This window comes from Halolamina salifodinae (assembly GCF_017874235.1).
GTDB lineage: Archaea > Halobacteriota > Halobacteria > Halobacteriales > Haloferacaceae > Halolamina > Halolamina salifodinae.
This window is the reverse complement of record NZ_JAGGLC010000001.1, coordinates 453188-479858: the sequence shown is the minus strand read 5'-3', so window position 1 is coordinate 479858 and position 26671 is coordinate 453188. Positions and strand designations below refer to the sequence as shown.

The following is a 26671-nucleotide window of genomic DNA, read 5'->3' as shown; positions in this document are numbered from 1 at the left end:
AAGCAGGGAGGCCGCGCACAGCGAGCGCAAGCGAGCGAGCACGTCCGACCGTGGTTCGAATCCGGTCCCGCGCAGTCCCGTTCATTGAGAATCCGCTCCTACCCCGCTCAGATCCGGTCCCGAACGCTGTCCCGGAAACTCCTTTCCTCGGTGAAGTCGCTCAGCAGCATCTGGTCCGCCGAGAGCCCCTCGTCCTCGTCGGCGCCCAGCAGCCGCGGCAGCGCGGTCTGGCCGAACGTCAGCCCGATCACGAGCACGATGGGGGCGAAAAAGAGCCCGTAGAACCCCAACACCACTGGGCCGAGCGTGTACGCGAGCATCAGTAGCCCCACGTGGGTGTTCTCGCCGCTGAGGATCGGCCGGAGCAGGATGTCCGGAATCGTGTCGACGACGACGACGGCGACGACGAGGAAGCCGAGGACGTACACCAGCAGCGACTGGTCGCCGCCGAGCACGATGGGCAGCGCGGCGACGGCGGTCAGCGGAAGGTAGACGATCTTCATCCCGACCACCGGGATCAGGCTCGCAATACCGGTGAGCGTGCCCGCCAGCGTGGGGTAGGGCACTTCGGCGGGCGTGGGGACCAGCGCGTTGTAGGCGGTGAACGCCGCGATGGCGATCAGCGAGATGGCGATCACGTTCAGGAGGTTGCCAAAGAGCACCGACTCCAACTCCTTGTCGGCGGCCTCCAGATACTCCCGAATGATGGCGTCGTCGTCGAACCGGAGCAGCCAGTCGCGGATGCGGTGGCCGTCGATCAGCAGGTAGTAGGTAACGATCACGACCACGAACATGTTGAGGAAAAAGCCCGAGACCAGCGTCGTCAGGAACTCCGCGTGGGCGCTGGCGAAGTCGATGAACGGCGAGAGGTCCCCCGACTGATAGGCCGCGTAGAGTCCTTGGATCGTGAACTCCGGGATCTTGTCGATCCCGCCGAGCCACTCGATGTTCGTCGTCGCCACGTCGAGCAGGTTGTACTGTGCGACGAACGCCCGGGCCTCGATCACCAGTAGCACCGTGGCGTAGCTAATCAGCAACACCAGCGGCACTGCCAGCGACGCCAACACCGTCACCGCCCGAACTCGTGCCGGGAGTCGGAGACGGCGCAGCGACTTGAAGTAGCGTCGCGTGGAGTAGTAGAGGAAGATCGAGACGGTCAGCGGTGCGATGAACCGATAGGCGAGCGCGCCGATCACGGCAGCGACGGCGATTCCGAACAGCGCGATCACGAGCCGTCTCTCGTCCATACCGATACGACTCAGTGATCTGTTGTAAAGTGTATGGGAAGCCGAAGGAACGTCGGAAGCTGTCAGACGCCCGTCTGACGAACCCACAAACCCTTTGATCCGGCGGCATGATTATCTCTGATAATGACGACCCCTGCCGATCTCCTCGAGGACCTGACGGACGGTGTGGACGCGGTGTTCGTGTTCTCGCCCAGTAGCGGGTTTTACGAACGGTTCGAGGAGTCGGATGTCGAGGTGGTCGTCGTCGCCCCCGAGAACGCCGTCGATGCCGAAACGTACGTCGAACTGCCGCTCCCCTTCGAGAACGTCCGGGACCGTATCAGATTCGGGGTCGAGGGAGCGATGGACCGAGGGATCGTCGACGACGGCGACGAGGTCGCCTGTGTCGTGGGGATCTTCGGCGACGACCACGACTCGCTGGTCCGGGTGCGCGTCGACGAGGCGATGCACTCCGGGGTGTACGACCTGTTCGCGAACTCCCGGGCCGACCCCGGGGTGATCCGCGACGTGTTCGAGGTCGTGATCGAACTCGGCAAGAAGGGCCAGAAGGGCAAGCCCGTCGGCGCGCTGTTCGTCATCGGGGACGCCGGGAAGGTGATGAACAAGTCCCGACCGCTCTCGTACAACCCCTTCGAGAAGTCCCACGTCCACGTCGGCGACCCCATCGTGAACGTGATGCTCAAGGAGTTCTCACGCCTCGACGGCGCGTTCGTGATCAGCGACTCGGGCAAGATCGTCTCGGCGTACCGCTACCTCGAGGCCGGTGCCGAGGGCGTCGACATCCCGAAGGGGCTTGGCACCCGCCACATGGCCGGCGCCGCCATCACTCGGGCGACTAACGCGACAGCCATCGTGCTCTCGGAGTCCGACGGGATGGTGCGGGCGTTCAAGGGCGGTGAGTTGATTCTGGAGATCGATCCGGAGGACTACTGATGGCGCTCCAGCCCGGCTTCGAACTCGCCGGCCCGCTGGGGGCGGTGCCCGAACGGTTCTGGCTGGCGCTCAGCGTGTTCCTGCTCGCGGTGGTACTCGGCCTGCTGGTGGTGAAGATCAACGCCAGTTTGCTTCGGCGCGCGGGCCTCCCCGAGACCATCGAGGGGACGGCGTTCGAGCGGACCGCCCGCGGCGTCGGCACGTCGACGGTCGCGATCCTCTCACAGCTCTCGGGCTGGTTTATCGTGATTCTCGGCGGCATCGTCGCCATCTCGGTCGCGGAACCCAGCTACGCCGAACAGTTCTGGTCCCAGACGACCGGCTTCTTCCCCAGCCTGTTCGTCGCGGTGCTGATCCTGATCGTCGGCGTCGTGGTCGGCGACAAGGTCGAACTCCTCCTCTCCGAACGACTTCGGAGCGTCAAACTCCCCCAGATCGGGATCATCCCGACCGCGGCGAAGTACAGCGTCTTCTACGTCGCGTTCGTGCTCGCGCTGGACCAGATCGGCGTCTCGACGTTCGCGCTGGTCGTCCTGCTGGCGCTGTACGCGCTGGCGCTCGTGGTCTTCGGCGCCGTCGCCGGCAAGCAGATGCTCTCCTCGGCGGCCGCCGGGCTCTATCTGTTCCTGAACGAGCCCTACGGCATCGGCGACTCGGTGAAGATCGGCGACGAGCACGGCGTGGTACAGGAGATCGACGTGTTCGTCACCCACATCGAGGCCGACGGCGAGGAGTACATCGTCCCGAACGATCAGGTGTTCGAAGGCGGCATCGTGATCGTCCACGACGATTGAGGTCAGCGGTCACTCCCGCTCGAGGGGTTCTGCTGGAACGCCCGCGACGGTCTCGCCCGCCGGCACGTTCTCGACGACCAGCGAGTTCGCCGCCACCTGCGCGTCGTCGCCGATTTCGACGCCCGGGAGCACGATGGCGCCGGCACCGATCATCGCGCGGTCGCCGACGACCACGTCGCCGAGTCGGTACTCCTCCTGCAGGAACTCGTGACAGAGCAGCGTTGCGTCGTAGCCGACGATGGCGTCGTCGCCGAGCGTGATGCGTTCGGGCCAGAACACGTCGGGGGTGGCTTCCAGCCCCCACGAGACGCCCTCGCCCACGTCGGCACCAAGCCGTGCGAGCAGCCAGTTCTTGAGTCGGAGGCTGGGGGAGATGCGGATCAGCCAGACGACGACGTAGTTCAGCGCCACGCGGGGCGGGGATTTGGCGTCGGGCCAGTGCCGCAGGGAGTTCCGCGGGCCGGGGGTGGCGTGGCGCTCCAGCCTCTCGAAGCGCGAGCGGTCGCTCATGGGCGGCGTTGGAGGGGGGTGGACAAAACGGCAAGGGACGCCCTGTCCGGTGTCGTTGCACACGAACCGACAACGCGACCGCTACTCGGTGTGATAAACGCAGAAGTCCGCTGCGAAGAACCGACTTACAGACGGGTCAGGTTCGTCGCGCGGGGGCCCTTGTCGGCCTGTTCAATGTCAAACTCAACTTCTTGGCCTTCCTCGAGGTCAGGGCCGCCCACGTCTTCCATGTGGAAGAAGACGTCTTCGTCCGCGTCCTCAGTCTCGATGAAACCGTAGCCGCCCGTGTCGTTGAAGAAATCAACCGTTCCAGTCGCCATTGCAACCCAACCAACGCTGCCCATCCGGATAACCTTTTCGCGACGGTACGTCCGATGAAACCCCCACCACCCACGAACGCTTAAGTCCCATCGCCCGCAACCCGAGGCCAACATGGGCACGAAGAGCAAGACGATCTCCTTCCGCGTCGACGAGGACGCCTTCGAGACGCTGCGGGAGATCGCCGAAGAGCGGGAACTCTCGCTGTCGGCGGTGTTCCGGGACTACGTCGACACGCTCGTCGCCCACGACGGCCAGGTCGATCTGGTGCCGGCCGACCAGGACGCCGACGACGGCGAGGGGTTCCCGCCGACGGTCGAGGTGCCGAAGAGCTTCATCCGCGAACACGAGCGGCTGGAACTGGAGGCCGACCACCTGCGCGAGCAGTTGGAGGAGCACAAACGCTACATCGACTACCTGCGCGAACAGGCCGAAAACGACGAGGAGGTCGTCAAACTCGAAGAACTCGACGGCGACGGTGGCTCCTTCCAGCTCGGGTAGTTACCGACTCAGCCCGACAGCTCCTGTTTGGCTTCGCGGGCGCGCCGCGCGGCTTCCTGATTCCCCTCTACTTCAGCGAGCGACTCGACGGCTTCCAGCCGCCGGATCGCGCTGTCGAGGAAGGAGAGCACGTCCCCCGAGTAGGCATAGAGCATGTACTCCGCGGACATCGCGTCGACGATGGCGTCGGGGCCGAGCCCCTGTGCGCGGAGTTCGAGCAGGTAAGTGATGAACTTCTCCTCGGGGTGGCCGCAGTAGGGGTTATTGTCGCAGTCACAGTCGAGGAAGTCCTCCGCGAAGTCGAGCACCTTCTCGCGGGTCGCTTCGTCGAGTTTCTCCATGCCGTCACCGGTAAAGAGGAGGTCCAGCGTCGCTCCCTTGAAGGCGCCCTTGGGGATGGAGCGCTCCAGTTGGGAGGCGATCTGCCGGTGGTTTTTGATGTAGATCTTGTCGGTGATGGCCACTATCGGCGGCTACGCCGTTGGTCGGCAAAAGTCCCTCGCTCCCCTGCGGGAGCGTGCCACGGGCCCGGGAATGTCGTAACGTATTTCCCTCGAACCGCAGTAGAACTCGGTGTGTCCGGGCTGGGGTAGTGGTATCCTTCAGCCTTGTGGGGGCTGAGACGCGGGTTCAATTCCCGCGCCCGGACCTTCTGGCTGCGAACGAACGTGAGCAGCCGAAGGTCCGTCGAAGGGAATTGAATCAGGGAGTGAAGCGAGCACCGCGAGCGGAACGACCGTGGTTCAATTCCCGCGCCCTACTCTCTTACCGGCTGCGAATCGCCGTCGACGCCCGTCGATCCGACCGAAACGACCCCCCGCCCCCTACGCCTGCCCAGCGCCCCGGTCGAGCACCTCGATATCGGTCACTTTCTGCGCGTTGCCGGCGTCGATATTCGCCTCCGGGCTGTCGACGACGTGCGCGGCGACGCCCCGCATCTCGCCGTCGCGGAAGGGGATCCTGATGAGGACATAGCTGTCGCCCTGCGTCTCCGTGGCGAGCCAGCGCCAGTCCCCGTTCGTCTCGTCGCCCTGCATCCGGCCCTCCTGCAGCGTGCAGTCGATGGTATCCTCCGGCAGGTGGAGTCGGACGTACTCGTCGTCGCTGAGCTCGTAGACCCGTGCTGCGAGGTCACTCATACCCGTAGCTTGCACCGGCTAGGTGTTAGGCGTAGTGGCAGCCACGAAAAATCCGGCCCCGTCTTCTCAGTCGAGGTCGTCGACGTCGACCGCTCGTCGTTCGACCTCCGTTAGCTCCTCGCGGCGGTTGAGTTCCTGAATGTACTCGTCGGCCGCGTCAGCGGTTTCGAAGACCCTGATCATCGGCGACGGCTCGCCCGAGACAGTGTACGCGACGATCTCTATCGTCTTACCCATGTGCGACCGGTCGCCCCCGAGCGCCGTATGTCTACTGGCGGCCTATCGCCCGAACGGCGTCATCTCCCGACCCAGCGACTCGCCGGAGGCGGCGCCGCTCTGCTGGATGATGTCGAACGCGGTCATCAGGTCCGTCCGGGAGACGATCCCACAGAGCGCCCCGTCGGCGTCGACGACGGGCAGGCGCCCGACGTTCTCCTGTTGCATCGTCTGGAACGCGTCCATCGCCTCAGTCTCGGGCGTCGCGGTGTAGATGTCAGTGGCCATCACGTCCTCGACGCGCATCGCGTCACGCTCGACCTCGTCGACCGACTGGGCGTCACCCAGCGTCACCATCCCCACCAGGTCGCCGTTCTCGACGACCGGGTAGCCCGTGTGGCGTTCGCGGAACATCCGCTCGATCAGGTGGGCGATGCTGTCGTCGGGCGACACCGTCCGGAGGTCGTCGCCGCCGGTCATCACGTCGCCGACGGTGACGCCGCGGAACGCGGCCTTCAGGACGGTCTGTTGGGCCTCGCCGGCCGCGCCCATGTAGATGAAAAAGGCGAGCGCGAGCAGGTAGAGGTTCAGGCCCGTGAACAGCGCGAACAGCGCCAGCAGGACCGCGAACCCTTTGCCGACCTCCGCAGCGATCTGTGTCGCGCGGGCATGGGTCCGGGTACGGGCGAGCAGCGCGCGCAGCACGCGGCCACCGTCCATCGGGAAGCCCGGCAGCATGTTGAACGCCGCGAGCACGATGTTCGCGAGCATCAGGTAGCCGAGGATGAACGTGAGTACCGGCTGGCCGCCCCCGGCGAGCAGCGAGAAGCCGGCGTAGGAGAGCACGCCCAGTGCGACGCTGACGATGGGGCCGGCGACGGCGACCTGCAGTTCCACCTTCCAGTCCTCGGGCATCTCGGCGAACTGTGCGACGCCGCCGAGCAGCCAGAGGGTGATCGAGTCGATCTCGTAGCCGTGGTACATCGTGACAACCGAGTGGCCGAGTTCGTGGAGCAACACGCAGGTGAACAGGCCGATGGCGGCGGCGGCCCCAAGCGCGAACGGCGTATAGCCGCCGGTCAGTGCGCCCGTCTGGATGCCGGCGCCGAACGCCGGGTTGAGCACCTCCTCAACCATGGTCCCCACGTCGCTCCCGATCAGATAGGCCAGTAGCGGCAAGATCAGTAGGAACGTGGCGTCGAGTTTGATCGGGATGCCGAAGATGCTCCCGAGTCGGATTCCTCGCATACGCGTCGGTTCGGGGGACAGGGTGAAAAAGGCGGCCGCCATCACACGTCATGGTTTATGTGGTCGGCGCCGAACCCGCAGCTATGAGCGACACCGACCCCGTAGTCAAGCGCAGCGACGAGATCGAGTACGAGGCCGTCGACGTTGACGAATCGCACAGCGATTCGTCAGGCAGCCAGAACGCAGAGCGTTCTGGCGACGCCGCCGATGGCCTCCGAAAGGGCGTCCTCATCGACGAGGAAGACGGCGCGCCGAACTTCGCGATCCGGCGGTTCGAACTCGACGCCGGCGCCGAGGTGCCCGAGCACACCAACGAGGTCGAACACGAACAGTACGTACTTGCCGGCGAGTACGTGGTCGGCATTGAGGATGAGGAGTACACCGTCTCCGCGGGCGACTCGCTGCTGATCCCCGCGGGCGCGGTCCACTGGTATCGAAACGAGGCCGACCGGCCGGGGGCGTTCCTCTGTGCGGTGCCCAACGGCGACGACGCTATCGAACTGGTCGAGAAGTAGCGAGGGACGAGACGGCTTCTCTCAGTCTGCGTCGACGGCGGCGTCGACGGCCCGACTATCAACGCCCCGTCGGGTGATCGTCGTCCCGCAGTCGGGGCAGGCGAGCGCGAGTCGCGCGCCGAGTTCGGTTGTCGTCTCCGATTCCTCCCAGTCGCCGTCCGGCGGACTGCGGTGGCCGCAGACCGAGCAGAACAGCGTCGTCTTCGAGAGCGAGGGCGTCATTACCGGATCTACCGTCTCCACGGGCCTAAACGTACTGTGAGGGACGCTCGCAGACCCACAGGCATGGGCTCACATGCCCAAGCATCGTATGGCTGAAGTACCCGTTTCGCCTACGACCACACGTGTCTCAGCAGGTCGCCCGCGTCGATACCCTGTTCCTCCACGAGGCCGGCGGCGACTTCCTCGTCGTCGTGGTCCGTGACGGCTCCCGGGTGTTCCGCGGCACGCTTGAACTGAAGGAGACCGACGCCGGCCCCCGGCCCCGTCGGTTCCTGCAGTCCGACGACGACGGCGGTGAGCCGATGCGCCCCGAGGAGTTCGTCGAACTCGCCCGCCGCGCCGAACGCATCCGTATCTCCCAACAGACCTCCCCCGACGGCCGCGAGCGACTCCAGGATATGCTCGGCGGCTACCAGCAGGAGGCGCTGGTGGTCCGCACCTGTCGCTACTGTGCCAACGCCGGGCGCTACTCCCCGATCACCGAGGAGACGGCCATTTCGGCCGACCGGGACTACATCTGTCAGGACTGCGCCGTCGAGGAACTGGAGCGCGAACTCTCCTACAAGGGCCAGTTCACCGGCGCCGCACAGGACCGACTCGAAGAGCTACTGCTCGAAGTCGGCGACCTCGACCGCATCACCGACCTCCTCAAGGGCGAACTCGACCCCGACCTCACGAAGTTCGACACCATCTCGGCGACAACCGACGAGGTTGACCCCTTCCAGACCAGCGATCTGGATCTCCACCCCACCCTGCAGTCGATGATCGAGGGCCGCTTCGACACGCTGCTCCCGGTCCAGAGCCTCGCGGTCGAGAACAGCCTGTTCGAGGGGAAGGACCAGCTCGTCGTGTCGGCGACGGCGACGGGGAAGACGCTCGTCGGCGAACTCGCCGGCGTCGACCGCGCGCTGAACGGCGAGGGGAAACTGCTCTTTCTCGTCCCGCTGGTCGCGCTGGCGAACCAGAAACACGAGGACTTCGAGGAGCGCTACGGCGACGAACTCGACGTGACCCTGCGGGTCGGCGGCTCCCGAGTAACTGATTCGGGCGCCCAGTTCGACCCGAACGCCGACATCATCGTCGGCACCTACGAGGGTATCGACCACGGCCTCCGCACCGGCAAGAACATGGGCGACATCGGCACCGTCGTCATCGACGAGGTCCACAGCCTGAAGGAGGGTGAACGGGGCCACCGCCTCGACGGGATGATCTCCCGGCTCAAACACTACTGCGAGCAGCGAGAGCAGTCCCACGAGCGCTACGACGGCGCTACCGCGAGCGACGCGAGCGGGAGTACGTCGTCCGAGCGGAGCGAGGACGGCGGAACGCAGTTCGTCTATCTCTCCGCGACCGTGGGCAACCCCGAGTGGCTGGCCGAACAGCTACGCGCCACCCTCATCGAGTTCGAGGAGCGCCCGGTCCCCATCGAGCGCCACGTCACGTTCGCGGACGGCCGGGAGAAACTCCGGATCGAGGACCGCCTCGTCAGGCGGGAGTTCGACAGCAAATCCTCGAAGGGCTACCGGGGCCAGACGATCATCTTCACCAACTCCCGGCGGCGCTGTCACGAGATTTCCCGCAAACTCGACTACGACTCCGCGCCGTACCACGCCGGCCTCGACTACGGGAAGCGAAAGCAGGTCGAGCGCCAGTTCGGCGATCAGGATCTCGCGGCGGTCGTCACCACCGCCGCGCTCGCGGCCGGCGTCGACTTCCCGGCCTCGCAGGTGATCTTCGACTCGCTCGCGATGGGGATCGAGTGGCTCTCGGTCCAGGAGTTCTCCCAGATGCTCGGGCGCGCAGGGCGTCCGGACTACCACGATCAGGGGACGGTGTACCTGCTCGTCGAACCCGACGCCGTCTACCACGGCTCGATGGAGGCCACCGAGGACGAGACGGCGTTCCGCCTGCTGAAAGGCGAGATGGAGGACGTGGCGACCGTCTACGACGAGGCCGCCGCCGCCGAGGAGACGCTGGCGAACATCGCCGTCGCCGGCAAACTGGCCAAGCGACTCAACGACCGCATGATCGGCGACGTGCCGACGAAACACGCCGTCGGGAAACTGCTGGAGTGGGAGTTCATCGACGGCTTCGAGGCGACGCCGCTGGGCCGAGCGGTGACGAGTCACTTCCTCTCGCCCAGTGATGCGTTCCTGATTCTGGAGGGGATCCGGAACGGGAAGAGCCCCTACGAGCAGGTGGCCGCGCTCGAACTGGCCGAGCAGGAACTGTAGCGATAACGTTCTTCGCCCCCCCGGTCCTTCTGACGAGTATGAGCGACGAACGCAGCGACGGCGCCGGTGGCGCCGACAGCGCCGACGGAAGAGGTGCGGCCATCGACGGCGAGGTCGACGACGGCATGGACGAGAGCGAAGCGATGGCGACGGGGATGGCGGTCGGTATCGCGATCGGCGCGGCGCTGGGCACCGCGATGGACAACCTCGCGCTGGGGATGGGCATGGGTGTGGCGCTCGGGGCTGCCTTCGGCACCGCCTTTTCGGATCGCGACTGAGGGCCGCGAACCCGCATCTTTTTGACGGGCGCCGGCGAGCGATCCCTCGTGGTAGCGATCTCGCCCGGGGTCGTCATCGTCTCCCTAGTCGTGCTGGCGGCGCTGGTGCTGTTCGCCACAGAGCCGGTGCCGGTCGACATCACCGCACTCGGGGTGATGGTGACGCTGATGCTCGTCGAACCCCTGAGCGCCCAGCTCGCCGACGCCGGCCTGATCGCCGGCCCGGTGACGATGATCACGCCCCAGCAGGGGCTCTCTGGCTTCGCCAGTACGGCGACGATCACGGTGCTGGCGATGTTCATCCTCAGCGAGGGGGTCCGCCGGACCGGCATCGTCCAGACGCTCGGGGCATTCATCGGTCGGATCACCGGCGATAGCGAGACCAAACAGCTCGGGGCCATCACCGGCATCGTCGCGCCCGTCTCGGGCTTTATCAACAACACCGCCGCGGTGGCGATCCTGCTCCCGATGGTCATCGACGTCGCCGACCGTGGCGGGACCTCGCCCTCGAAGCTCCTGCTCCCGCTGTCGTACGCGTCGATGTTCGGCGGGACGCTCACGCTGATCGGGACATCCACGAACGTGCTCGCCAGCGACGTGGCCGCGCGGCTGGCGCCGCAGTACCCCGGGACCGACCTCCACGCGCTGGGGATGTTCGAGTTCACGGGGCTGGGCATCGTCGTGATGATTGTCGGCCTTGCGTACCTGATGACGGTCGGCCGGTGGCTCACGCCCGCCCGGATCGAACCCAGCGACGACCTGACCGAGGAGTTCGGCATCGGCGACTACCTGACCGAGGTGACCGTCCGCGAGGACTCGCCGCTGGTCGGGAAGAAAGTCCGGAACGCGCTGGTGGAGGCGGAGTTCGACGTTGACCTGCTCCAGTTGATCCGGGGCGACGAGGTGTTCCTCGAACCGCTCGGCCCCAAGCAGATTCAGGCCGGCGACACGTTCACGCTCCGGACCGACCGGGACACGCTGCTCGCACTGCTCGACGTGGAGGGACTCGACCTCATCGACGTGCCCGTCGACGAGGCGGAACTCGAACAGGCCGAGGCGGGCCAGAACCTCGTCGAAGTCGTCGTCGCCCCCGGGTCGCCGATGATCGGCGAGTCGCTGGCCTCCATCGGCTTCCGGCAGCGCTACAACGCGACCGCGCTCGCGCTCCGGCGTGGGCGCGACGTCGTGCGCCGGCGCATGGACAAGATCCCGATGAAGGTCGGGGACACGCTCCTGATTCAGGCGCCGACCGCGACCATCGAGCGCATCGACGCCGGCCGGGAGTTCATCCTCGCCGGCGAGGTCGAACAGCACGACTTCCGCGAGGAGAAGACCGGCCTCGCCATCGGCATCGTCGCGGCCGTCGTCGCGCTGGCGGGGATCGGCGTCCTCCCCATCGTCGTCTCGGCGCTCGCGGGGTCGCTCGCGATGGTCGTCACCGGCTGTCTCAAGCCCGGCGAGATCTACGAGGCGGTGCAGTGGGACGTGATCCTCCTGCTCGCGGGCGTGATCCCGCTGGGCATCGCGCTCGAGCGAACCGGCGCCGCCACGCTGCTCGCGGAGGGCGTCGTCGCCTCGTCGTCGATGCTCCCCGTACTGGGTGTGCTGGCGGTGTTCTACCTGCTCACCGCGCTGCTGACGAACGTGATCAGCAACAACGCCAGCGTGGTGCTGATGATCCCCGTCGCCGTCGAGACGGCCCAGGCCGTCGGCGCCAGCGCGACGGCGTTCCTGTTCGCGGTGATGTTCGCGGCCAGCACGGCGTTCATGACGCCCGTGGGCTACCAGACGAACCTGTTCGTCTACGGGCCCGGTGGGTACCGGTTCACCGACTACGTCCGGGTGGGTGGGCCGCTCCAGCTGCTCCTGATGATCGTGACGACGCTCGGGATTGCGGTGATGTTCGGGATCGACATCCCCGTCTAAGCCCGAAACCCTTTAGCAGGAGAGCCGCGGAGATGGAGGTACGGGATCGTGGGTTAGCCTGGTATACTTCGGGCCTTGGGTGCCCGTGACCCCGGTTCGAATCCGGGCGATCCCATTTCTGGGTTTCAGGAGGTGTGGGTTTGTTGTTCTCTCGGTGCTCTCAGTCGATCAGCACGCTCGTGGAGGTCCCCGACGGCGGCGCCGACGACTCGCTGCTGTCGGTGTCGTCGACGCGCACGCTCCGGTGGTAGGTGTCGAACGCGGGCGAACAGCTTGCCGAGGAGACAGGCAACGCCGGCTGGCGGGAGCTATCGATGCAGGAACTCCGGCGGACCTAGGCGACGGCGCTGGCCGATGCTGAGGTCGACCCGCTCCTGGCGCTCGACTGGGGCGGCTGGGAGGATCTCGAGACGTTCCTCGAGCACTACAAGGGAGCGTACTCGTCGGCGGCGAAGCGGCGCGCGCGAGAAGGTGGGGTGGTTGTAGCCATCTAACTGGTATAGTGGTCTGAAGCTTATACTGCCAGTTATGAGATCTCCACCGATGGAGAACGTCAGAAAATGTGTAGAAGCTAAAGTTTATTTCGGAGGGGGAATCAGTCCTCCACATGCGTGCAGGAGTAATTGGCCTTCCAGATGAGGACTTTGACCCGATTGAATCATATACCGAAACTACTCAGGTAGATGAACATACTGAACTTACTGCATGCCTTGAAGTGAGACAAACAACAGAGCGGGATGGAATAACAGTTCAAACAGGTCGAGCAGCGATCCAAGAACTGGATACTGAAGAACAGGTAAATATCGACCCAGAGACGGATAATATTTCGGTTAGTGAACGAGTAGACGTTGTCAAGACTAAGTACACTGAGTTTCTACTGGTCCCTGGTTCATTTGTAACTGTCTCCGCCGGTTCTGGTACCTTCGCATTTCAATTGATCTCTGGAGCTACTACTTCCGCGACGGTACGAAGAGCGGAGATCGATCTTGACTCATTCCTTCGATCATACGAGGGCGCCTCACGCGCCGAAGAAGCGGAGACTTGGCAGGTCGGATTTTACGGTAACACCGGGAATGCGGAGAAAGGTACGATTTACGGGGATGGTGTCTTTGACGACACAGAATTAGGAAGTGTAGTTCATCAATTGCCGAAGAATCAGATAGGGCTAAACATTCAGTCTAAAGAGGAGGATATCAAGATGACTGCTTCTAAGAGTGGGTATGTTGAGGTATACCAGCCGAGCAATTACGATTCTGTGGAATTCTCACAGTTCATCTTAGACCAGGTACTCCAACACGCAGAGATGTCCTTATGATAATACTATAAGCAATACTCTTTTGAATTCTGAGCATAACTACCATATTAGCAACTATGAGTACCGAGGACCCAGTCGCGTTTGAGTATCAGGGGTATCTCCTGTTTAACGGCATCTATGAGGTTTCCTCGCTTAATTCGAAGTATGAGGGAAGCCGAAGCGAGGCCAGAGCAACCCTCTCTGAGTTGTTCGACTCCTACGAGAAAGGAGACCAGGGCACTAAGAAAGGGTATGAAGATCTTGACCTTCCGAACTACATCCGTGATGATGATTCCGTAGAGGAAAAACTCAGTACTGTAGCTGATTTTTTGATCAGTCACAGGTATCTCTATGAGGATCGTGAGTCTACAGATGCGTACTATCAGGGAGAAGAGGTTGAAGTAGAGGTCCCTCATGTCCAGGATACGGACATTTACTGGTATCACCCGGAATATATGCTATTCCGAGGTTCTAAAGACGACGTACAAGAGGCTAGGGAGCACACGAGAACAAAATTTGGCGCAGATGCGAATTTGAGGTCGGTCGACTTCACCTCTAACTTTCTTTTGTGGCTGTTCTACAAGCACTGTAAAGACGATCCACTCTATGACGCATGCGAATTCGACGGGGGGCTCTCAATTAGCGCATTGACTGACACCACTCTAGAAGGAGACCGCGATCCGTTTGGGGAGACTAACCAAGTCGACGACTCCACAAATCTTCGCAGGTGTGTCCCGATGATCGCAGGAATACTGAAAGACAAGAACATCTCCCTACTCGAGGGGTACTTCCAACTCTACGACGACTATCGGCTCAAAACCCAGATCGGGAATGGCCGAGTTCACATTAAAGCCTCGGACGGCGATATTCAATCGTCGAACGATGTTCGGAGACTGGCTATGTCGCTTTCGTTCCTACAAGAGTTGCTCCAGCTCTACGATTGTTGGCAAGATCTTCCCGCCCAAGAAAGGATCCCGCCGTACGGTTTCTTTGAAGACCTCTACGAGACTGCAAAGGACCTAGGCGTCGAGATTGACAGTATGTCCGATGACATGCTTAACAGATATGGCAACAAGAGAGATGAGGACTGGTTATCGTAAATAGATCTCGCCGATAGAAAGCACCATACCTTTCCAATGAGTAATAACGCCTAACGATCTATGAGTGAGATTCGCCGCATTAGCCCAGATGAGGGGCTGCCCGACGAGGAAGTTGAGTCGGTGATTAGCGGCGAGCTCAAGAGTCTCCCTTCGGTTGAGTCAGTTGAGGAAAACCCGGTTCGGACCGAACAGGGAGTAATTGAAAATTATGCCTTCAGTGGTCAGAGGGTTTTCTCTGGGAATTTCACCCACCTGTCTGAGCATTCAATCTCTGGAGAAATGACAGATTATTCGGGGGAATATATGCTTCGAGGGGGCTCCGATCTGCTTCTAATAGCTGTTGAGAGTGGCAGTGGCAAGACACTAGACCTCATCCGAGAGCTCAATGAACACTTACCCGAAGATAGCCGTGTGAGGCGCGGTATTACAAGTTCTACTGAGGATATCTGGCGATTTATTCAGAGTGCAGAACATACTGGTGAAGTTCGTGTAATCAAAGATGGGGAAAAAGTCGACGTTTCGACACTTGAAGAGCCCCTGAGTGAAATCAAACAGCGCCCACTTTGGGACGCAGAGCTGTTCTTCCCGAAGTACGGTGGCGACGGCGAGATATTTGTGGTCTATGATGAGGAGAATCTTGAACTAACAGTAGACAACTTGTCGGAAGCTGAATATGCTCTCCAAGAATTTGAACAGCATATTGTTGACTAACGTATGGTTAGGACATTTCTGACGAATTCGGCTCAAAAAATACTAACCAGGCTGTCTATTGGGGTCATACTCAGTACAACGGCGATCCTGACTTCCGTCACTGCAACGACCCTGTCCTACGCTGAACAACCGGAAGTGTACTCTATTGCTTGCGTATTGATTGCCCCACCGTCTCTATATTTCGCATCTAGATATACTAGGAATAAAAATGGAGTCCAGCTTGTGAAGCAGGTTCCCGGAGAATTGGACCTTCAAGACGGTAAGCCGCTCCAAATCGATGGAGAGAGTAAAAGGGTTCTATGTACAGCAAAAATCCCCGACTGGGCGGATCGTTATCATATACAGTTTGCACAGAACGGGTGTAATGTCGTCCTCGGAAATCAGCCCGAAGATGGGGTGAGAATAACGGATGACGATAACGAACTAATTGTCACTGGGCCTGTTTCGGAATTCAAGTTCAACGCTATCATCTCTAGGAAATCTTCAGATGGAGTAACCTACGACCTCACCGTGAAGGACACCCAACACGGATACCAGATTGACCAATTCAAGGTCAAAATCGCGGACCTCAGTTCCTAAACGGAGAAAGTGCGGCGTTCAGCTCTGAGACGACGATTCGTAGGCCCCTGTTGGAGTTGTTCTGTCGGTAGTACACGACCGCTACATCCTCATCCTCCTCTGCAGAGGCATTCTTCCCACTCATTCCACTCGATTCGGGCTGTACAGAGACCCTCACGTCGCCCACTTTGGCATGCACATATTCGAAGTCACGATCGGCAGGCACTCTCTCAACATCTGGTCGGTATTTACGATCCAGAATCTGGACGACGAGCTCTCGGATGTTCTCCCCGCGGTACGTCTGATACAGTACCAGTTCTTGGACGAAGTCTTGAACGTCGTCTCGTTCAAGTTGGTTTACCGCTTCCCGTATCTGCTTGAGCATCACGTAGGCATCTTCTGTCGCCTCTGCGATCCGCTCCTCTCCGTTATACTCTTCGTGGTAGAATTCGACCCAGTCCTCGTACCCTCCCTCGGGGTGCTTTTCGCGGAACTCGTCGTGGATCTCGGTCAGTTGGCCCAGTTGTTCGGGCGAATTCGCCCCGGACCATCGCAGCGCGTTTGAGAGAACACTTGCTGCATACTTCGGAAGGTCAGCTGTTTCTCCGGCCTCTATTGACTGTCTTTCTTCTGCAGGGATCTTGAGTAGGTTCTCCATTGACTGGACATCTCTCGTACAAATTCTATAAGCCTGTCGTCAACACCTCGGAAGCGAGAACAAGTAGTACTCCTGTGATTTTATACAATCTCGGGTCTGGTATGCTCTCATGAGTGAAACGGATGGAAGTAGCCAATCCGAATTCGAGTATTCTGGGTGGCTCATATTTTCACCACTGCGAGTCAATCTTAAGGGGGATCTAGAGCGCAACATGAGTATCTCCTCTGTTGAGCAGGTTCTATCTGAACGGCTCTCTGGATACGAATCAGGGTCTCCGAATAATCCTGGTGGGGGGTTTAGTCTACCAGACACTCGTGATCTATTTACGAATACGGAACTCCCTGAGGAAATTAACCACGATAATTTAGTGCATATTCGGTATACTGACGAGGAATATGATTCTAGATTCACCTACGAGAGTAGCTCGGAAGAGATGAGTGAGGAACGCTATGTTAATATAAGTCAGACTAATATTTACTGGAAATTTCCGGATTATCTGTTCATCAAGGGCGCCTCCAAGGAGGTCTCACGTATACAGAGCCGGATCAAATCTCAGCTCATCAACTCACTATATTTAGAGCAATTTGACATAGCTCCTGATTTTCTCATTTGGATTCTCTATAAAATGGAACTAGGGGAGGGGATCAGTTCGGCACTAACTCCGCGCGCGATTCAAGAGATCGAGGTTGAAGGAGGCGATAACGTATTTGGTGAAAAAGTAAGAGTAGAAAATCCTAGTTTCCTATCGCCTCTCTTATTGCAGGTATTCTCCGAAAATAGTATAATCTCCCATATGGTTATCAGATGGACATATGCCTCCAAGACTATTGTGGCGGAACTTTCCGGGGGTCGTATCCACATCCGAGTTAGTGATGGGGCACTTTCTGAGATGTCTGATCTGCAGAGAGTGGGATTCTCTCTTGGATTCATGTCCGAATTAATGGAATTGTATGAATACTGGCAGAATCTATCTACTGAAGAGAAATATCCCCCGGTTGATTTCATCAAAGAGGTCTATGACTCCGCTAGAGACAGGGGATTTGACGCACATATCTCAATGGATGTCATAGAACGGTACCGCCAACTCCGCGAAGGGTCAGAATAGGATGGGGTACAAACAAAGACTGATTCACGGTGTTCGCACTATCCCTATCAGCGTGATTTCCATCGCTGCTCTTCTATCTGCTTCGGTCTTCCAGATTCTATTTCCGGAGAGCCAATATGCGAATTACCCCACTGTTGCTGTTATTGCCGGTTCCTTCCTATTGGCAGTCTATGTGTATGCCTACGTTGATGGAATCGATATTACATATATCCAAGTTGAACCTGAGTTAGAGAGGCCAGCGAGAAACCATCAGATCAAGCAGTTTCGTACTGAAGAAGGCTATATTGAGTTTGATGCATTCGTAGAAGTTCCCCCTTGGATGGACGAATTCGATCTCCGATTTCAGACTGCCTCACCATTTACAATTGGGCTATGGAGAGTGCCTGACGATTTTGACGGAGACGATAATCGAATCACGTGCTACGGCGGCGCTCACGATTTTGGATTCAAGATGACGGTTGGCGGCGATATTAGTGATCTCGGAATGGGAAGTAGAGATCTATGTATTATTGAAAACCGACGTGGCGAAACAGTTGACAAACTCCAGTTGCTTACTGAAGAGACAGAAGAAGACGGATCCCACGATTACCGAAGCCATCACTCTAGCTAGTCTAGTTGTTCTTCCCCTATTACCCAAACCCCGCGTACCAGCCGGGCCTCACAGCCTCCGGAGGCCTCGGCGCCGACGCCGAACGATTTGCTTCAAGACTCACTATGCCGCTCAAATACTGCCCTATCCACTTAATGACCGGCAGTGGTCTCTGTGGCCGTGTTAAGTTAGGAGTGAGGCGGTCGATGTTCGGATGCTCTATGGCCGAAATCGACTGCCTCGACAGTTCTTTCGAGTGGATCGACTTGGACTTTGTGGAGCGAGAGCGGACACCCCAGTTTGCGATTCAAGTCGGTATTCAGCTCCACATTGCGGGACTATCACTTTCGAATACCAAACAATATCTCGATACGTTGGGTGTCGAACGGAGTCGAACAGCGATCCACAACTGGGTGCAGAAGGCCGATCTACAGCCCGACAGCACCGCATCGCCGGATCAAATCGCGGTCGACGAAACCGTGATCCAAGTGAATGATCAGCGTCGGTGGCTGTTTGCAGCGGTCGATCCACAGACGAACGAATTCCTCCACGTTCGGCTGTTCCAGACGCGGAACGCGGGAACAACGATGCTGTTTCTCGATGAACTCCGCGACAAACAGCAGGTCGATGACGCCGAGTTCCTCGTCGATAATGCGGGCAGCCTCAAAGCTGCGCTCGACCGACTTGGGCTCCGGTTTCGTGTTGAAAAACACGGAAACCGAAACAGCATCGAACGTGTCTTTCGTGAGGTAAAACGCCGAACATCCTCGTTTTCAAATACGTTCTCAAACGCCGCGATGGCGACTGCAGAATCATGGCTCCAAACCTTCGCCGTCTGGTGGAATCGATGCCAAAGTTAACACGACCGGTCTCTGTACCCCGACCGACGAACCCAGCACTCCTCGAAACCTCACACCGTTCCTCATCTCCTCGGCGTCCCCTTCGCAGTCGAGGTAGCCCCGACCCCAAACCTACCGCCCAATAGGGTCGAACTCGGTCCCCCCACAGGCGGGACAGGCGTCCCAGTGCCGCGGCGTGGCGCTGTCGCTGCGATCACCGACCAGCACGAACCCACAGTTTCGGCACTCGATGTACTCCCGCATCCCCCCTCCCTTTGCGCATCCAATTCGCTACGCAAAACATCCGCCAGTATTCACGCGATTCCGGGTGCTGATTAATCGAGTGACAAACCCACCGTCCCTCGATCCGGACCGAAGCTTTTCGGGGCCGTGCGACGACCGGTCGGCAACGATGCCGCTGTTCGACGCGGACGATCCGGGCACGATCGTCAACGAGTTCCTCATCACGCTGTTCGTCCCCGGCATACTGGTGCTGGTCGCGCTGTGGGCGTCGTTTCGGCTGGTGTTCGACGACCTGCTCCGCAGTTACGGGCTGACGCCGCTGGTGCCGGCCCGCGGCGCGGGCGCCATCGCGAGCGGCTACGGGCCATGGCGCTGCTGATCGTGCTCACCGCCGCCGTGCTGGTGCCGTACCTCGCGCTGTACGTCCGATTCCTCCACGAACCACTGCGAGAACGAGAAATCGTGTAGCGTCGACGCCGCCTAGCGCTCGGCCACCATCCGGATCACGATCTGGAGCACGTGGACGAACACCCCGGCCACCGCCACGTACAGGCCGACCGACTGCATCGCCGGCCGCCCGCGGCTCTCCCGGACCTGCCACATCTCGTAGCCAAGTCGGAGCAGGAACCCCGTGAAGATGAGCGCGAAGGCGGCGATGCCGACCACCGGAACGAACGACGCGAGCAGCAGCGCCCCCAGTCCCGCGAGGAAGGCGTACGTCGCCCACCGGCTGTAGTGATCGAACTGCGTCCCCGAGCGCAGGTAGACGTACCCGCCGATCAGCGCCGTCATGGCGACGACGACGACGCCGGTGATCGCCAGCGCCGGGATCCGTGCCCCCTCAGAGAGGTACGAGAGCACGCCGCCGCCGAAGGCGCCGAAGGCGAGTTTGAGGATGACCACACCCGCCATCGCCGTCGGCATCGAGTCCTGTTCGAACCCTCGCTCGGCGAGGATTTCGCCGCCCATGATCAGCGCGCCGTACACCAGCGCGCCGAAAAGGGTTGTCGCCCCGAGCGCTCGCGCCCGTCGTCGCCGGCCGAGGCCTCTTGTGTAAGGGCGCGCCAGCCCCAGTATGCCCGCGTCAACCCGTTCGACGAAACCGCAGGATAGCGGCGCGTTCACACCCCAACGGCAACGCTTAACCGTCACCTGTCCTACCCTCCGCCAAGCATGAGTGCCATCGACGACGTCCACGAGGAGTTGGACGCGGACGTCTCCGCCGAGGAGTTCGAGGAGATGGTGGCGGAGAAAGTCGAGGAGATGGGTGGCCTCGCGGACGACGAGACGGCGGCGATGCTCGTCGCCCACGAACTCGAGGACGAGGGCGGCGAGGTCGAGAGCGTCGCCGACATCGAACCCGGCATGGACGACGTGAAGTTCCTCGCAAAGCTGGTCTCCGTCGGCGAGAAACGCACCTTCGAACGCGACGGCGATCAGCCGGACGGCCAGGTCGTCAACACCGAAGTCGCCGACGAGTCGGGCCGGATCCGGCTCTCGATGTGGGACGAGATGGCCGAGGCCGCCCTCGAAGAACTGGAGGTCGGCGACGTGCTCCGCATCGCCGGGCGCCCCAAGGAGGGGTACAACGGCGTCGAAGTCTCCGCGGACAAAGCCGAGATCGAACCCGACGCCGACATCGACGTCTCCCTGTCGGACACCTACACGGTCGAGGAGCTCTCGATGGGGCTCTCGGACGTCACCCTCGTCGGCGAACTGCTCGACGTGGACGACGACTACCGAACGTTCGACCGCGACGACGGCACCGAGGGCCGGGTGGCCAACGTCTCAATCGGCGACGAGACCGGCCGCATCCGGGTCACGCTCTGGGACGAGGCGACCGACCTCCTCGAGGAGCTATCGGCCGGCGAAATCGTCGAAGTCGTCGACGGCTACGTCCGCGAGCGCGAAGGTGACCTCGAACTCCACGTCGGCTCCCGGGGCACCATCGAGGAAGTCGACGAGGACGTGGAGTACGTCCCCGACACGACCGACATCGCCGACGTGGAGATGGGCGACACGGTCGACATCGCGGGCGCCGTGATCGAGACCGACGACAAGCGCACGTTCGACCGCGACGACGGCTCGCAGGGCCAGGTCCGGAACGTCCGCGTGCGCGACGACAGCGGCGACATCCGGGTCGCGCTCTGGGGCGAGAAAGCCGACCGCGACATCACGCTCGCGGACCGCGTCGCGTTCACCGACGTCGAGATTCAGGACGGCTGGCAGGACGAACTCGAGGCCTCCGCCGGCTGGCAGTCCACCGCCTCGCTGCTCGACGGGCAGGCCGACATCGACGCCGGCAGCGACTCCGGCGGCGAGAAGACCCCGCCCGGCGCGGATCAGGGCGGCCTCTCGGCGTTCGGCGAGGATGGCGACGGCGCCGACGAACTCCGCGAAGAGACCTCCACCGCCGACGGGGAGGAAGTGGAGTTCACCGGCACCGTCGTCCAGTCGGGCAGTCCGGTCGTCGTCGACAGCGGCGAGGAGACTCGCAGCGTCGAGACCGGCGAGAGCGTCCAGCTCGGCGAGGAGATCACGGTCCGCGGCGTCGAACACGACGGCCGGATCGACGCCGAGGAAATCCTCTGAGCCCGCCCACACCGCCGGAGGGAAGCACTTAGGTTTCGCCCCCTACTCTCGCTGACCGATGGATCGCTCCGCGCTTCTCGATGCCCTCCACCGGACCGACCGGACGGTCCGAGCCGTCGTCGCCGTCACCGTCCTGGGCCTGTTCGCCCGCCTGCTCTTTCTCGGCCAGCGCGTCGCCCACTTCGACGAGGGGCGGGTGGCCTACTGGGCCCTGAACTACCTCGAGACCGGCGAGATCAGCTATCGCTACATCGTCCACGGGCCGCTGGCCCAGTACGTCGACGCCTGGGTGTTCGCCGCGCTCGGCCCGAACGACTTCACGATGCGGCTGTTCGTCGCCGTCGTCGGCGCCCTGCTCCCCCTGGCGGCGCTGCTGTTCCGCGGGCGCCTGAACGACACCGAGACCGTCGTCGTCGCCGTCCTGCTCGCCTTTAACCCCATTCTCCTCTACTACTCGCGGTTCTACCGCAGCAGCCTGCTCGTCGCGGCGTTCATGTTCGCGGCCTTCGGCTTCGGCCTGCGTGCCGTCGACGACGCCCGGCCGCGCCTGCTCTACCCCGCCTTCCTCTTCGGCGCGCTCGGCTTCGCCGCCAAGGAGAACGCCATCGTCTACCTGATGTGCTGGGTGGGCGCCGGCGCGCTCCTGCTCGATTTCTCGCTGATGAACCCCCGGAACTACGACTCGGGCGTCGACGCCGTCACCGCCCGGATCCGCCCGTACGCCGACGCACTGAGCGCCCCCGAGCGCTCGACGCCCGCGATGCTCTGGAGTGCGCTGACCGTGGTCACGCTTGCAGTGCTCGGCTACGCGGCAGTCGCTGGCTGGGGGGTGACCGCCATCGTCGCCTTCCTGATGGCGATTGTCGCGCTCACGGTGCTCGTCGACGTGGTCCGGCCCGACGGCGACGCCACCGAGTGGGGCGGCGCGCTGCTGGGCGGGCTCGGCCTCTTTTTCGTCGTCTCGCTGTTCTTCTACGCGCCGCGGGCGCCCGGATCGGCCGTCGGGCTCTGGGACGCCGTGCTGAACCCGCTCCGATTCCCCGAACTGCTCGACGCGACGTGGGCCGACATTCGCCCGGGACTGAAGCACTGGTTCGGCGGCAGCGTCGAACCCAAATGCGGCGAGGAGACGATCATCGGCGGCTACATCTGCTTTCTCGAACACACCGCGAGCGTCCTGGCCAACTACGCCCTGGTCGTCGTGCCGTTCGCGGCGCTGGGGTTCGTCGTCGCGCGCTACGGCGGCGACCGCCCGCGCTCGCTGGTGATGTTCGCGGGCTACTGGGGGTTCGTCAGCATCCTCGGCTACCCGCTGGCGACGGACATCCGCGCTGGCTGGATCATGGTCAACGCGGTGGTCCCGCTGGCGATTCCGGCGGCCGTCTCGCTCGCGATGATCGTCCGCTGGGGCTGGGAGTCGCTGGCCGAGGAGGACCACGTCGGCACCGCCCTCACGGGTGCGCTCCTCCTGATCGTCGTCGGCGCCATGGTCGTGCCCGCCGTCTCGGCGGCGTACGTCCAGCCGACCAGCGACGACAACGAACTGGTGCAGTACGCCCAGCCCCAACAGGAGTTCCGCGAGACGTTCGACGACATCGGCGCCATCGCGCCACACAGCGACGGCACCGACCTGCTGGTCTACGGCAGCGAACTGGTCGCCGAACCCGGGACCGGGGGCGGAATGGCCCCCGAGTGTCTCCGCCTCGCGAGAGCCCTGCCGATCCACTGGTACGTCGCCGCCGACGACGTGCAGACCGAATGCGCCTACGACGAGGAGGCGCTCAGCCAACAGATCGAGGAGGACCAGCCAGCGGTCGTCATCGCGCACATCAACCACGAGGGCGCGGTCAGGGCCGCGCTGGAGGACGACTACGAGAGTCGGCACCACCACCTCCGGACGATGGGCCGGGAGGTCGTCGTGTTCATCAACGAGGATGCCCTCGCGGAGGTAGAGCAATGACCGACGACACGCCGGCGACGACGGCCGACGCGCTGCTTGCCGGCGCCGCCGCCCACAACGTCGGCGAGTACGACATCGCCCGGGCGATCTGGGCGGGTGAGACGCCGCTCGCTCCCGCCCCCGCCGCCGACGACTCGCTCCGAACGGGACTCGCGGCGTTCGCGACGGCTGTACTCGACGGGCGCCGCGGGGAGTGGGGCGCTGCCCTCGCCGGGGCCGAGGAGGCCGAGTCCGCGCTCGCAGACAGCGACTCAAGCGCCCCTGCCGGCGTCGACAGCACGTCGGTCGAGCGCTGGCTGGCAGCGTTCCGCGCCGATCCCGAGGTGGCCGAGCGCTCACCGCCGCCCCGCCTCGACATCGACGACGACGAGCCGACACCCGGGGAGCTACCCCTGTCGGCGACCGCACTGGTCGCCGTCGCCGTCGCGACCGGTATCGGCGACGACCCGGAAGTCGTGATCGACGCCGTCCGGTACGCCCGCGACAGCGACCACCCCGAAACCACGCGCTACGCGACGTTCGTGCGGGATTACGCGGACGCCGACGCGGGCCAGCGACCCATCGTCTTCGAACGGCTCTCGGCGATGGTCCAGCGCGAGCGCCGGAAGGAGGAGGACGTTTCGGGGCTGTTCGACTAGTCGACGAGTTCGACGGGGTCGCCGACGCGGAGGGTCTTCTTGCGGTCGGATTCAGGCACGCGAGCGATCAGCATCAGCGTGTAGAAGTGGTCGAACGCGTCCTCGTCGGCCCAGTCGGGGAAGGTCGCCGCGCGATTCTCGACGAAGCGCTGCCGGAACTCGGGAGTTGGCTCGCCGGTCTCCGGGTCGCGCTCCGGAACTACGCAGCGAGCGCAGGGGGTGACCCCCTCGAAGCGGACGCCGCCGATCTCGAACGCCGGCGCATCCTCGCCGACGAATTGGTCCTCCCAGAACGCCGGCACGCCGCCGATTTCGACGTTCGCCCGGAGCCGTTTCCGCGCGCCGTCGACGGTCAGGTCGTCGAACCACGAGGCGACGGTCTCCAGCGAGGCCGTGCTGACGACAGACGGCCCCATCCCGCGCCGGTCGACGAAGCCGAGCGACTGGCTGCGTTCGAGTCGGAGCTCCGCGTCGAAGAACTCGCTGAACCACGCCGCCGCTTGCTCTCGCTCGGCTTCGAGGTCGAACTCGCGGTGCTCGCCCGCGTCGGTTTCGACCGTGAGCGTCGTCGTCTCGGGGTCGTACGCGGTGTCGAGTTCGTGGAAGCGGTCGCTGTGTTTGGCGTTGAACACGCCGTTTCCGTGTGGGTTCCCGTCGACGGTCTCGATATCGGCGTCCACGCTGCCGTCGCCAGTTGCGGCAGCGGTTCTGAATAGGGCGAACTCGCGGTCGTGTGCGAGCGTGCCGCCGTCGAGAATTGCCGCTGACTCGACCTCGGCGCCGTCGAGTCCTTTGACGGGATAGATCCGAACGCGTTCGAGCGCGGGCATAGCCGAACCTGGGCGGCCGGCGACATAGGCGTTCGTCCCGCCCACGTTCGGCTCCGTGTTTAAGTGTCACTGGCCCGTACTGACTCCCGATGGTTACTACCGGCGACTCAGCACCAGTGTTCTCGGCGACGAACGGGACGAGCGACCACGAGGCGTTCGACCTCGGCGACCACCTCGGGGACGGGCCGGTCGTGCTCGCCTTCTTCCCCGGCGCGTTCACGCCGCCCTGCACCAACGAGATGGTCGCGCTGCAGGAGCATCTCGACGCGTTCGAGGCCGCCGGCGCGACGGTGTTCGGCCTCAGCGCCGACTCGCCGTTCTCACAGGGCGCGTTCCGCGAGGAACACGGCCTCGAGTTCGACCTCGTGAGCGACATGGCCGGCGACGCCATCCGGGCGTACGGGCTGGAGATGGACATCCCCGAACTCGGCCTGTACGGCATCGCGAACCGCGCGGTGTTCGTGCTCGACGACGACGGGACAGTGACGTACTCGTGGGTCGCCGACGATCCGACGAACGAACCCGACTACGAGGACGTGATCGCGGCAGTAGAAGAGGCGTAACTACTCGGTAGCGGGGTCGTTTTTCGGTTCGCCCTCGAACGTGTACTCCGCGGAGTTGTCCTGCGGGTCGTACCCCAGCACCTCCTTCGCGCGCTCGATGGAGTAGTACTTCCGGTCGTTGTCGGAGATGCCGTAGACGATCTCGTAGCCGTAGTCGGCCGCCAGACACCGGTCGAACAGGTGCGCGCAGTCGCGGTGGGAGAGCCACATCGCCTGCCCGCGCTCGTACTCGCGCGGGGGGTGGCCCTCGGTGAGGTTCCCGATGCGGACACAGACAACGTCCAGATCCGCGTGGTCGTGGTAGTAGCGCCCGAGCGTCTCGCCGCTGGCTTTCGAGACGCCGTAGAGGTTGGAGGGGCGCGGGAGTTCCTCGCCGTCGAGGCGGTAGTCGTCGTCGGCCCGGTACATCTCTGGCGTGCGCTCGTCGGTCTCGTAGGCGCCGACAGCGTGGTTCGAGGAGGCGAAGGCCACCTTTTCGACGCCGGCGTCGACGGCAGCGGAGAACACTGTCTGGGTGCCGTCGATGTTGTTCGCGAGCACCGAGTCCCACGGTGCGTCGGGGCGCGGATCGCCCGCGAGGTGGATTACGGCGCCACAGCCGGCGACGGCGTCGGCGACGGCGGCGTCGTCGGTCACGTCGGCGACGAACGATGCCGACTCGGGGACGCCGTGTCGGCGCTCCTCGGGAATCGGCTCCCGGTCGAGCAGCCGCCAGTCGTACTCGTCGGCGAGTCGCGAGAGGATGGCCTGCCCCACGCGGCCGCCGGCACCCGTCAGCAGGACCGGGTCGTCCATTCGGGTGAATATGTGGATAGCGGGGGTAAATACGGTGCGGTCCGACACCGGCGAGTAGCGATCTCTCCAAGATCGGGGTAGTTCTGCGATAGAACTTCTACGAGACCCGCTATTC

The 26671-nt window shown here is 62.6% G+C and carries 31 protein-coding genes and 2 tRNA genes; 21 read left to right on the top strand and 12 right to left on the bottom strand.

Translation table 11 applies throughout. The features are described from left to right. Positions 1–107: 107 nt before the first annotated feature. The gene (locus J2753_RS02555) at positions 108–1247 is read right to left on the bottom strand and encodes an AI-2E family transporter (RefSeq protein WP_209490162.1); all 1140 of its coding nucleotides are present in this window, start codon (positions 1245–1247) and stop codon (positions 108–110) included. A gap of 123 nt (positions 1248–1370) precedes the next feature. On the opposite strand from J2753_RS02555, the gene dacZ reads away from it, so the two are divergent. Continuing rightward, the gene (dacZ, locus tag J2753_RS02550) at positions 1371–2180 is read left to right on the top strand and encodes a diadenylate cyclase DacZ (protein WP_209490160.1); all 810 of its coding nucleotides are present in this window, start codon (positions 1371–1373) and stop codon (positions 2178–2180) included. Continuing rightward, entirely contained in the window at positions 2180–2974 is a 795-nt protein-coding gene (locus J2753_RS02545) for a mechanosensitive ion channel domain-containing protein (RefSeq protein WP_209490158.1), read from the top strand. Before dacZ ends, J2753_RS02545 begins: the two co-directional genes overlap by 1 nt. A gap of 9 nt (positions 2975–2983) precedes the next feature. Here J2753_RS02545 and J2753_RS02540 read toward each other — a convergent pair whose 3' ends face one another. Then, complete coding sequence (locus tag J2753_RS02540; RefSeq protein WP_209490156.1) at positions 2984–3484, bottom strand: acyltransferase; 501 nt, start codon at positions 3482–3484, stop codon at positions 2984–2986. Between the two features lie 125 nt (positions 3485–3609). Continuing rightward, positions 3610–3804: a cold-shock protein gene (locus tag J2753_RS02535; protein WP_049981782.1), complete on the bottom strand. Its 195-nt coding sequence runs from the start codon at positions 3802–3804 to the stop codon at positions 3610–3612. A gap of 112 nt (positions 3805–3916) precedes the next feature. On the opposite strand from J2753_RS02535, the gene J2753_RS02530 reads away from it, so the two are divergent. Then, positions 3917–4303, top strand: a complete 387-nt coding sequence (locus tag J2753_RS02530) for a ribbon-helix-helix protein, CopG family (protein WP_209490154.1) — start codon at positions 3917–3919, stop codon at positions 4301–4303. Between the two features lie 8 nt (positions 4304–4311). Here the strand turns inward: J2753_RS02530 and J2753_RS02525 are convergent, their stop codons facing one another. Then, a complete protein-coding gene (locus tag J2753_RS02525) occupies positions 4312–4767 on the bottom strand; it encodes a DUF5814 domain-containing protein (protein ID WP_209490152.1) in 456 nt (151 codons plus the stop codon). Positions 4768–4881: 114 nt separating this feature from the next. On the opposite strand from J2753_RS02525, the gene J2753_RS02520 reads away from it, so the two are divergent. Then, positions 4882–4952 (top strand) — tRNA-His (locus J2753_RS02520). Positions 4953–5127: 175 nt separating this feature from the next. Here the strand turns inward: J2753_RS02520 and J2753_RS02515 are convergent. The 3 genes from J2753_RS02515 to J2753_RS02505 form a co-directional block, all read right to left on the bottom strand. Next, a complete protein-coding gene (locus tag J2753_RS02515; protein WP_209490150.1) occupies positions 5128–5442 on the bottom strand; it encodes a hypothetical protein in 315 nt (104 codons plus the stop codon). 66 nt (positions 5443–5508) lie between these two features. Beyond that, positions 5509–5679 (bottom strand): hypothetical protein, encoded by a 171-nt coding sequence (locus J2753_RS02510; RefSeq protein WP_209490148.1) that lies wholly within the window; start codon positions 5677–5679, stop codon positions 5509–5511. A 42-nt stretch (positions 5680–5721) separates the two neighbouring features. Continuing rightward, complete coding sequence (locus J2753_RS02505) at positions 5722–6906, bottom strand: CBS domain-containing protein (protein ID WP_209490146.1); 1185 nt, start codon at positions 6904–6906, stop codon at positions 5722–5724. 83 nt (positions 6907–6989) lie between these two features. On the opposite strand from J2753_RS02505, the gene J2753_RS02500 reads away from it, so the two are divergent. Next, positions 6990–7421 (top strand): cupin domain-containing protein, encoded by a 432-nt coding sequence (locus J2753_RS02500; RefSeq protein WP_209490144.1) that lies wholly within the window; start codon positions 6990–6992, stop codon positions 7419–7421. Between the two features lie 21 nt (positions 7422–7442). Here the strand turns inward: J2753_RS02500 and J2753_RS02495 are convergent, their stop codons facing one another. After that, positions 7443–7643 (bottom strand): hypothetical protein, encoded by a 201-nt coding sequence (locus tag J2753_RS02495; protein ID WP_209490142.1) that lies wholly within the window; start codon positions 7641–7643, stop codon positions 7443–7445. 122 nt (positions 7644–7765) lie between these two features. On the opposite strand from J2753_RS02495, the gene J2753_RS02490 reads away from it, so the two are divergent. The 8 genes from J2753_RS02490 (at position 7766) to J2753_RS02450 (ending at position 15765) form a co-directional block, all read left to right on the top strand. Beyond that, complete coding sequence (locus J2753_RS02490; protein ID WP_209490141.1) at positions 7766–9877, top strand: DEAD/DEAH box helicase; 2112 nt, start codon at positions 7766–7768, stop codon at positions 9875–9877. Between the two features lie 38 nt (positions 9878–9915). Continuing rightward, positions 9916–10155, top strand: a complete 240-nt coding sequence (locus J2753_RS02485) for a hypothetical protein (RefSeq protein WP_209490766.1) — start codon at positions 9916–9918, stop codon at positions 10153–10155. Positions 10156–10203: 48 nt separating this feature from the next. Further along, a complete protein-coding gene (locus J2753_RS02480) occupies positions 10204–12081 on the top strand; it encodes an SLC13 family permease (RefSeq protein ID WP_209490139.1) in 1878 nt (625 codons plus the stop codon). A 42-nt stretch (positions 12082–12123) separates the two neighbouring features. Further along, positions 12124–12196, top strand: a tRNA-Pro gene (locus J2753_RS02475). 492 nt (positions 12197–12688) lie between these two features. After that, positions 12689–13396 (top strand): hypothetical protein, encoded by a 708-nt coding sequence (locus J2753_RS02465; RefSeq protein WP_209490137.1) that lies wholly within the window; start codon positions 12689–12691, stop codon positions 13394–13396. Between the two features lie 56 nt (positions 13397–13452). Continuing rightward, the gene (locus tag J2753_RS02460; RefSeq protein WP_209490135.1) at positions 13453–14475 is read left to right on the top strand and encodes a hypothetical protein; all 1023 of its coding nucleotides are present in this window, start codon (positions 13453–13455) and stop codon (positions 14473–14475) included. Between the two features lie 60 nt (positions 14476–14535). Beyond that, entirely contained in the window at positions 14536–15186 is a 651-nt protein-coding gene (locus J2753_RS02455) for a hypothetical protein (protein ID WP_209490133.1), read from the top strand. 222 nt (positions 15187–15408) lie between these two features. Continuing rightward, on the top strand, positions 15409–15765 hold the full coding sequence (locus tag J2753_RS02450; RefSeq protein WP_209490131.1) for a hypothetical protein: 357 nt from the start codon (positions 15409–15411) through the stop codon (positions 15763–15765). Here J2753_RS02450 and J2753_RS02445 read toward each other — a convergent pair. Next, entirely contained in the window at positions 15755–16402 is a 648-nt protein-coding gene (locus tag J2753_RS02445; protein WP_209490129.1) for an MjaI family restriction endonuclease, read from the bottom strand. The two genes, J2753_RS02450 and J2753_RS02445, sit on opposite strands and share 11 nt — an antisense overlap. Positions 16403–16511: 109 nt before the next feature. Between J2753_RS02445 and J2753_RS02440 the strand changes: the two genes are divergently transcribed. The 4 genes from J2753_RS02440 to J2753_RS02425 all read left to right on the top strand — a co-directional run bounded on the left by J2753_RS02440 (position 16512) and on the right by J2753_RS02425 (position 19557). Further along, on the top strand, positions 16512–17507 hold the full coding sequence (locus J2753_RS02440; protein ID WP_209490127.1) for a hypothetical protein: 996 nt from the start codon (positions 16512–16514) through the stop codon (positions 17505–17507). 52 nt (positions 17508–17559) lie between these two features. Further along, positions 17560–18117, top strand: coding sequence for a hypothetical protein (locus tag J2753_RS02435; RefSeq protein ID WP_209490125.1), 558 nt, complete (start codon positions 17560–17562; stop codon positions 18115–18117). A 200-nt stretch (positions 18118–18317) separates the two neighbouring features. After that, positions 18318–18956 (top strand): IS6 family transposase, encoded by a 639-nt coding sequence (locus tag J2753_RS02430; protein WP_209490123.1) that lies wholly within the window; start codon positions 18318–18320, stop codon positions 18954–18956. A gap of 391 nt (positions 18957–19347) precedes the next feature. Further along, entirely contained in the window at positions 19348–19557 is a 210-nt protein-coding gene (locus tag J2753_RS02425; RefSeq protein ID WP_209490121.1) for a hypothetical protein, read from the top strand. A gap of 101 nt (positions 19558–19658) precedes the next feature. On the opposite strand, the gene J2753_RS02420 is transcribed toward J2753_RS02425, so the two are convergent. Beyond that, on the bottom strand, positions 19659–20147 hold the full coding sequence (locus J2753_RS02420) for a hypothetical protein (RefSeq protein WP_209490119.1): 489 nt from the start codon (positions 20145–20147) through the stop codon (positions 19659–19661). Between the two features lie 204 nt (positions 20148–20351). Here J2753_RS02420 and J2753_RS02415 point away from each other — a divergent pair, with 204 nt between their 5' ends. From J2753_RS02415 to J2753_RS02405, 3 genes are read left to right on the top strand one after another with little or no spacing between them, the layout of a single operon-like run. Next, complete coding sequence (locus tag J2753_RS02415; RefSeq protein WP_209490117.1) at positions 20352–21770, top strand: single-stranded DNA binding protein; 1419 nt, start codon at positions 20352–20354, stop codon at positions 21768–21770. Positions 21771–21828: 58 nt separating this feature from the next. Further along, entirely contained in the window at positions 21829–23730 is a 1902-nt protein-coding gene (locus tag J2753_RS02410; RefSeq protein WP_209490115.1) for a flippase activity-associated protein Agl23, read from the top strand. Then, positions 23727–24368, top strand: a complete 642-nt coding sequence (locus J2753_RS02405) for a hypothetical protein (protein WP_209490113.1) — start codon at positions 23727–23729, stop codon at positions 24366–24368. The genes J2753_RS02410 and J2753_RS02405 overlap by 4 nt, the downstream gene beginning before the upstream one ends. Here the strand turns inward: J2753_RS02405 and J2753_RS02400 are convergent. Beyond that, positions 24365–25198 carry an MOSC domain-containing protein gene (locus tag J2753_RS02400; RefSeq protein WP_209490111.1) on the bottom strand — a complete coding sequence of 278 codons (834 nt, stop codon included), beginning with the start codon at positions 25196–25198 and terminating at the stop codon, positions 24365–24367. The genes J2753_RS02405 and J2753_RS02400 overlap by 4 nt on opposite strands. An 89-nt stretch (positions 25199–25287) precedes the next feature. On the opposite strand from J2753_RS02400, the gene J2753_RS02395 reads away from it, so the two are divergent. Next, on the top strand, positions 25288–25761 hold the full coding sequence (locus J2753_RS02395) for a redoxin domain-containing protein (protein ID WP_209490108.1): 474 nt from the start codon (positions 25288–25290) through the stop codon (positions 25759–25761). Here J2753_RS02395 and azf read toward each other — a convergent pair whose 3' ends face one another. Continuing rightward, the gene (gene azf / locus J2753_RS02390) at positions 25762–26556 is read right to left on the bottom strand and encodes an NAD-dependent glucose-6-phosphate dehydrogenase Azf (RefSeq protein ID WP_209490106.1); all 795 of its coding nucleotides are present in this window, start codon (positions 26554–26556) and stop codon (positions 25762–25764) included. It lies immediately after the preceding gene. Between the last annotated feature and the right edge of the window lie 115 nt (positions 26557–26671).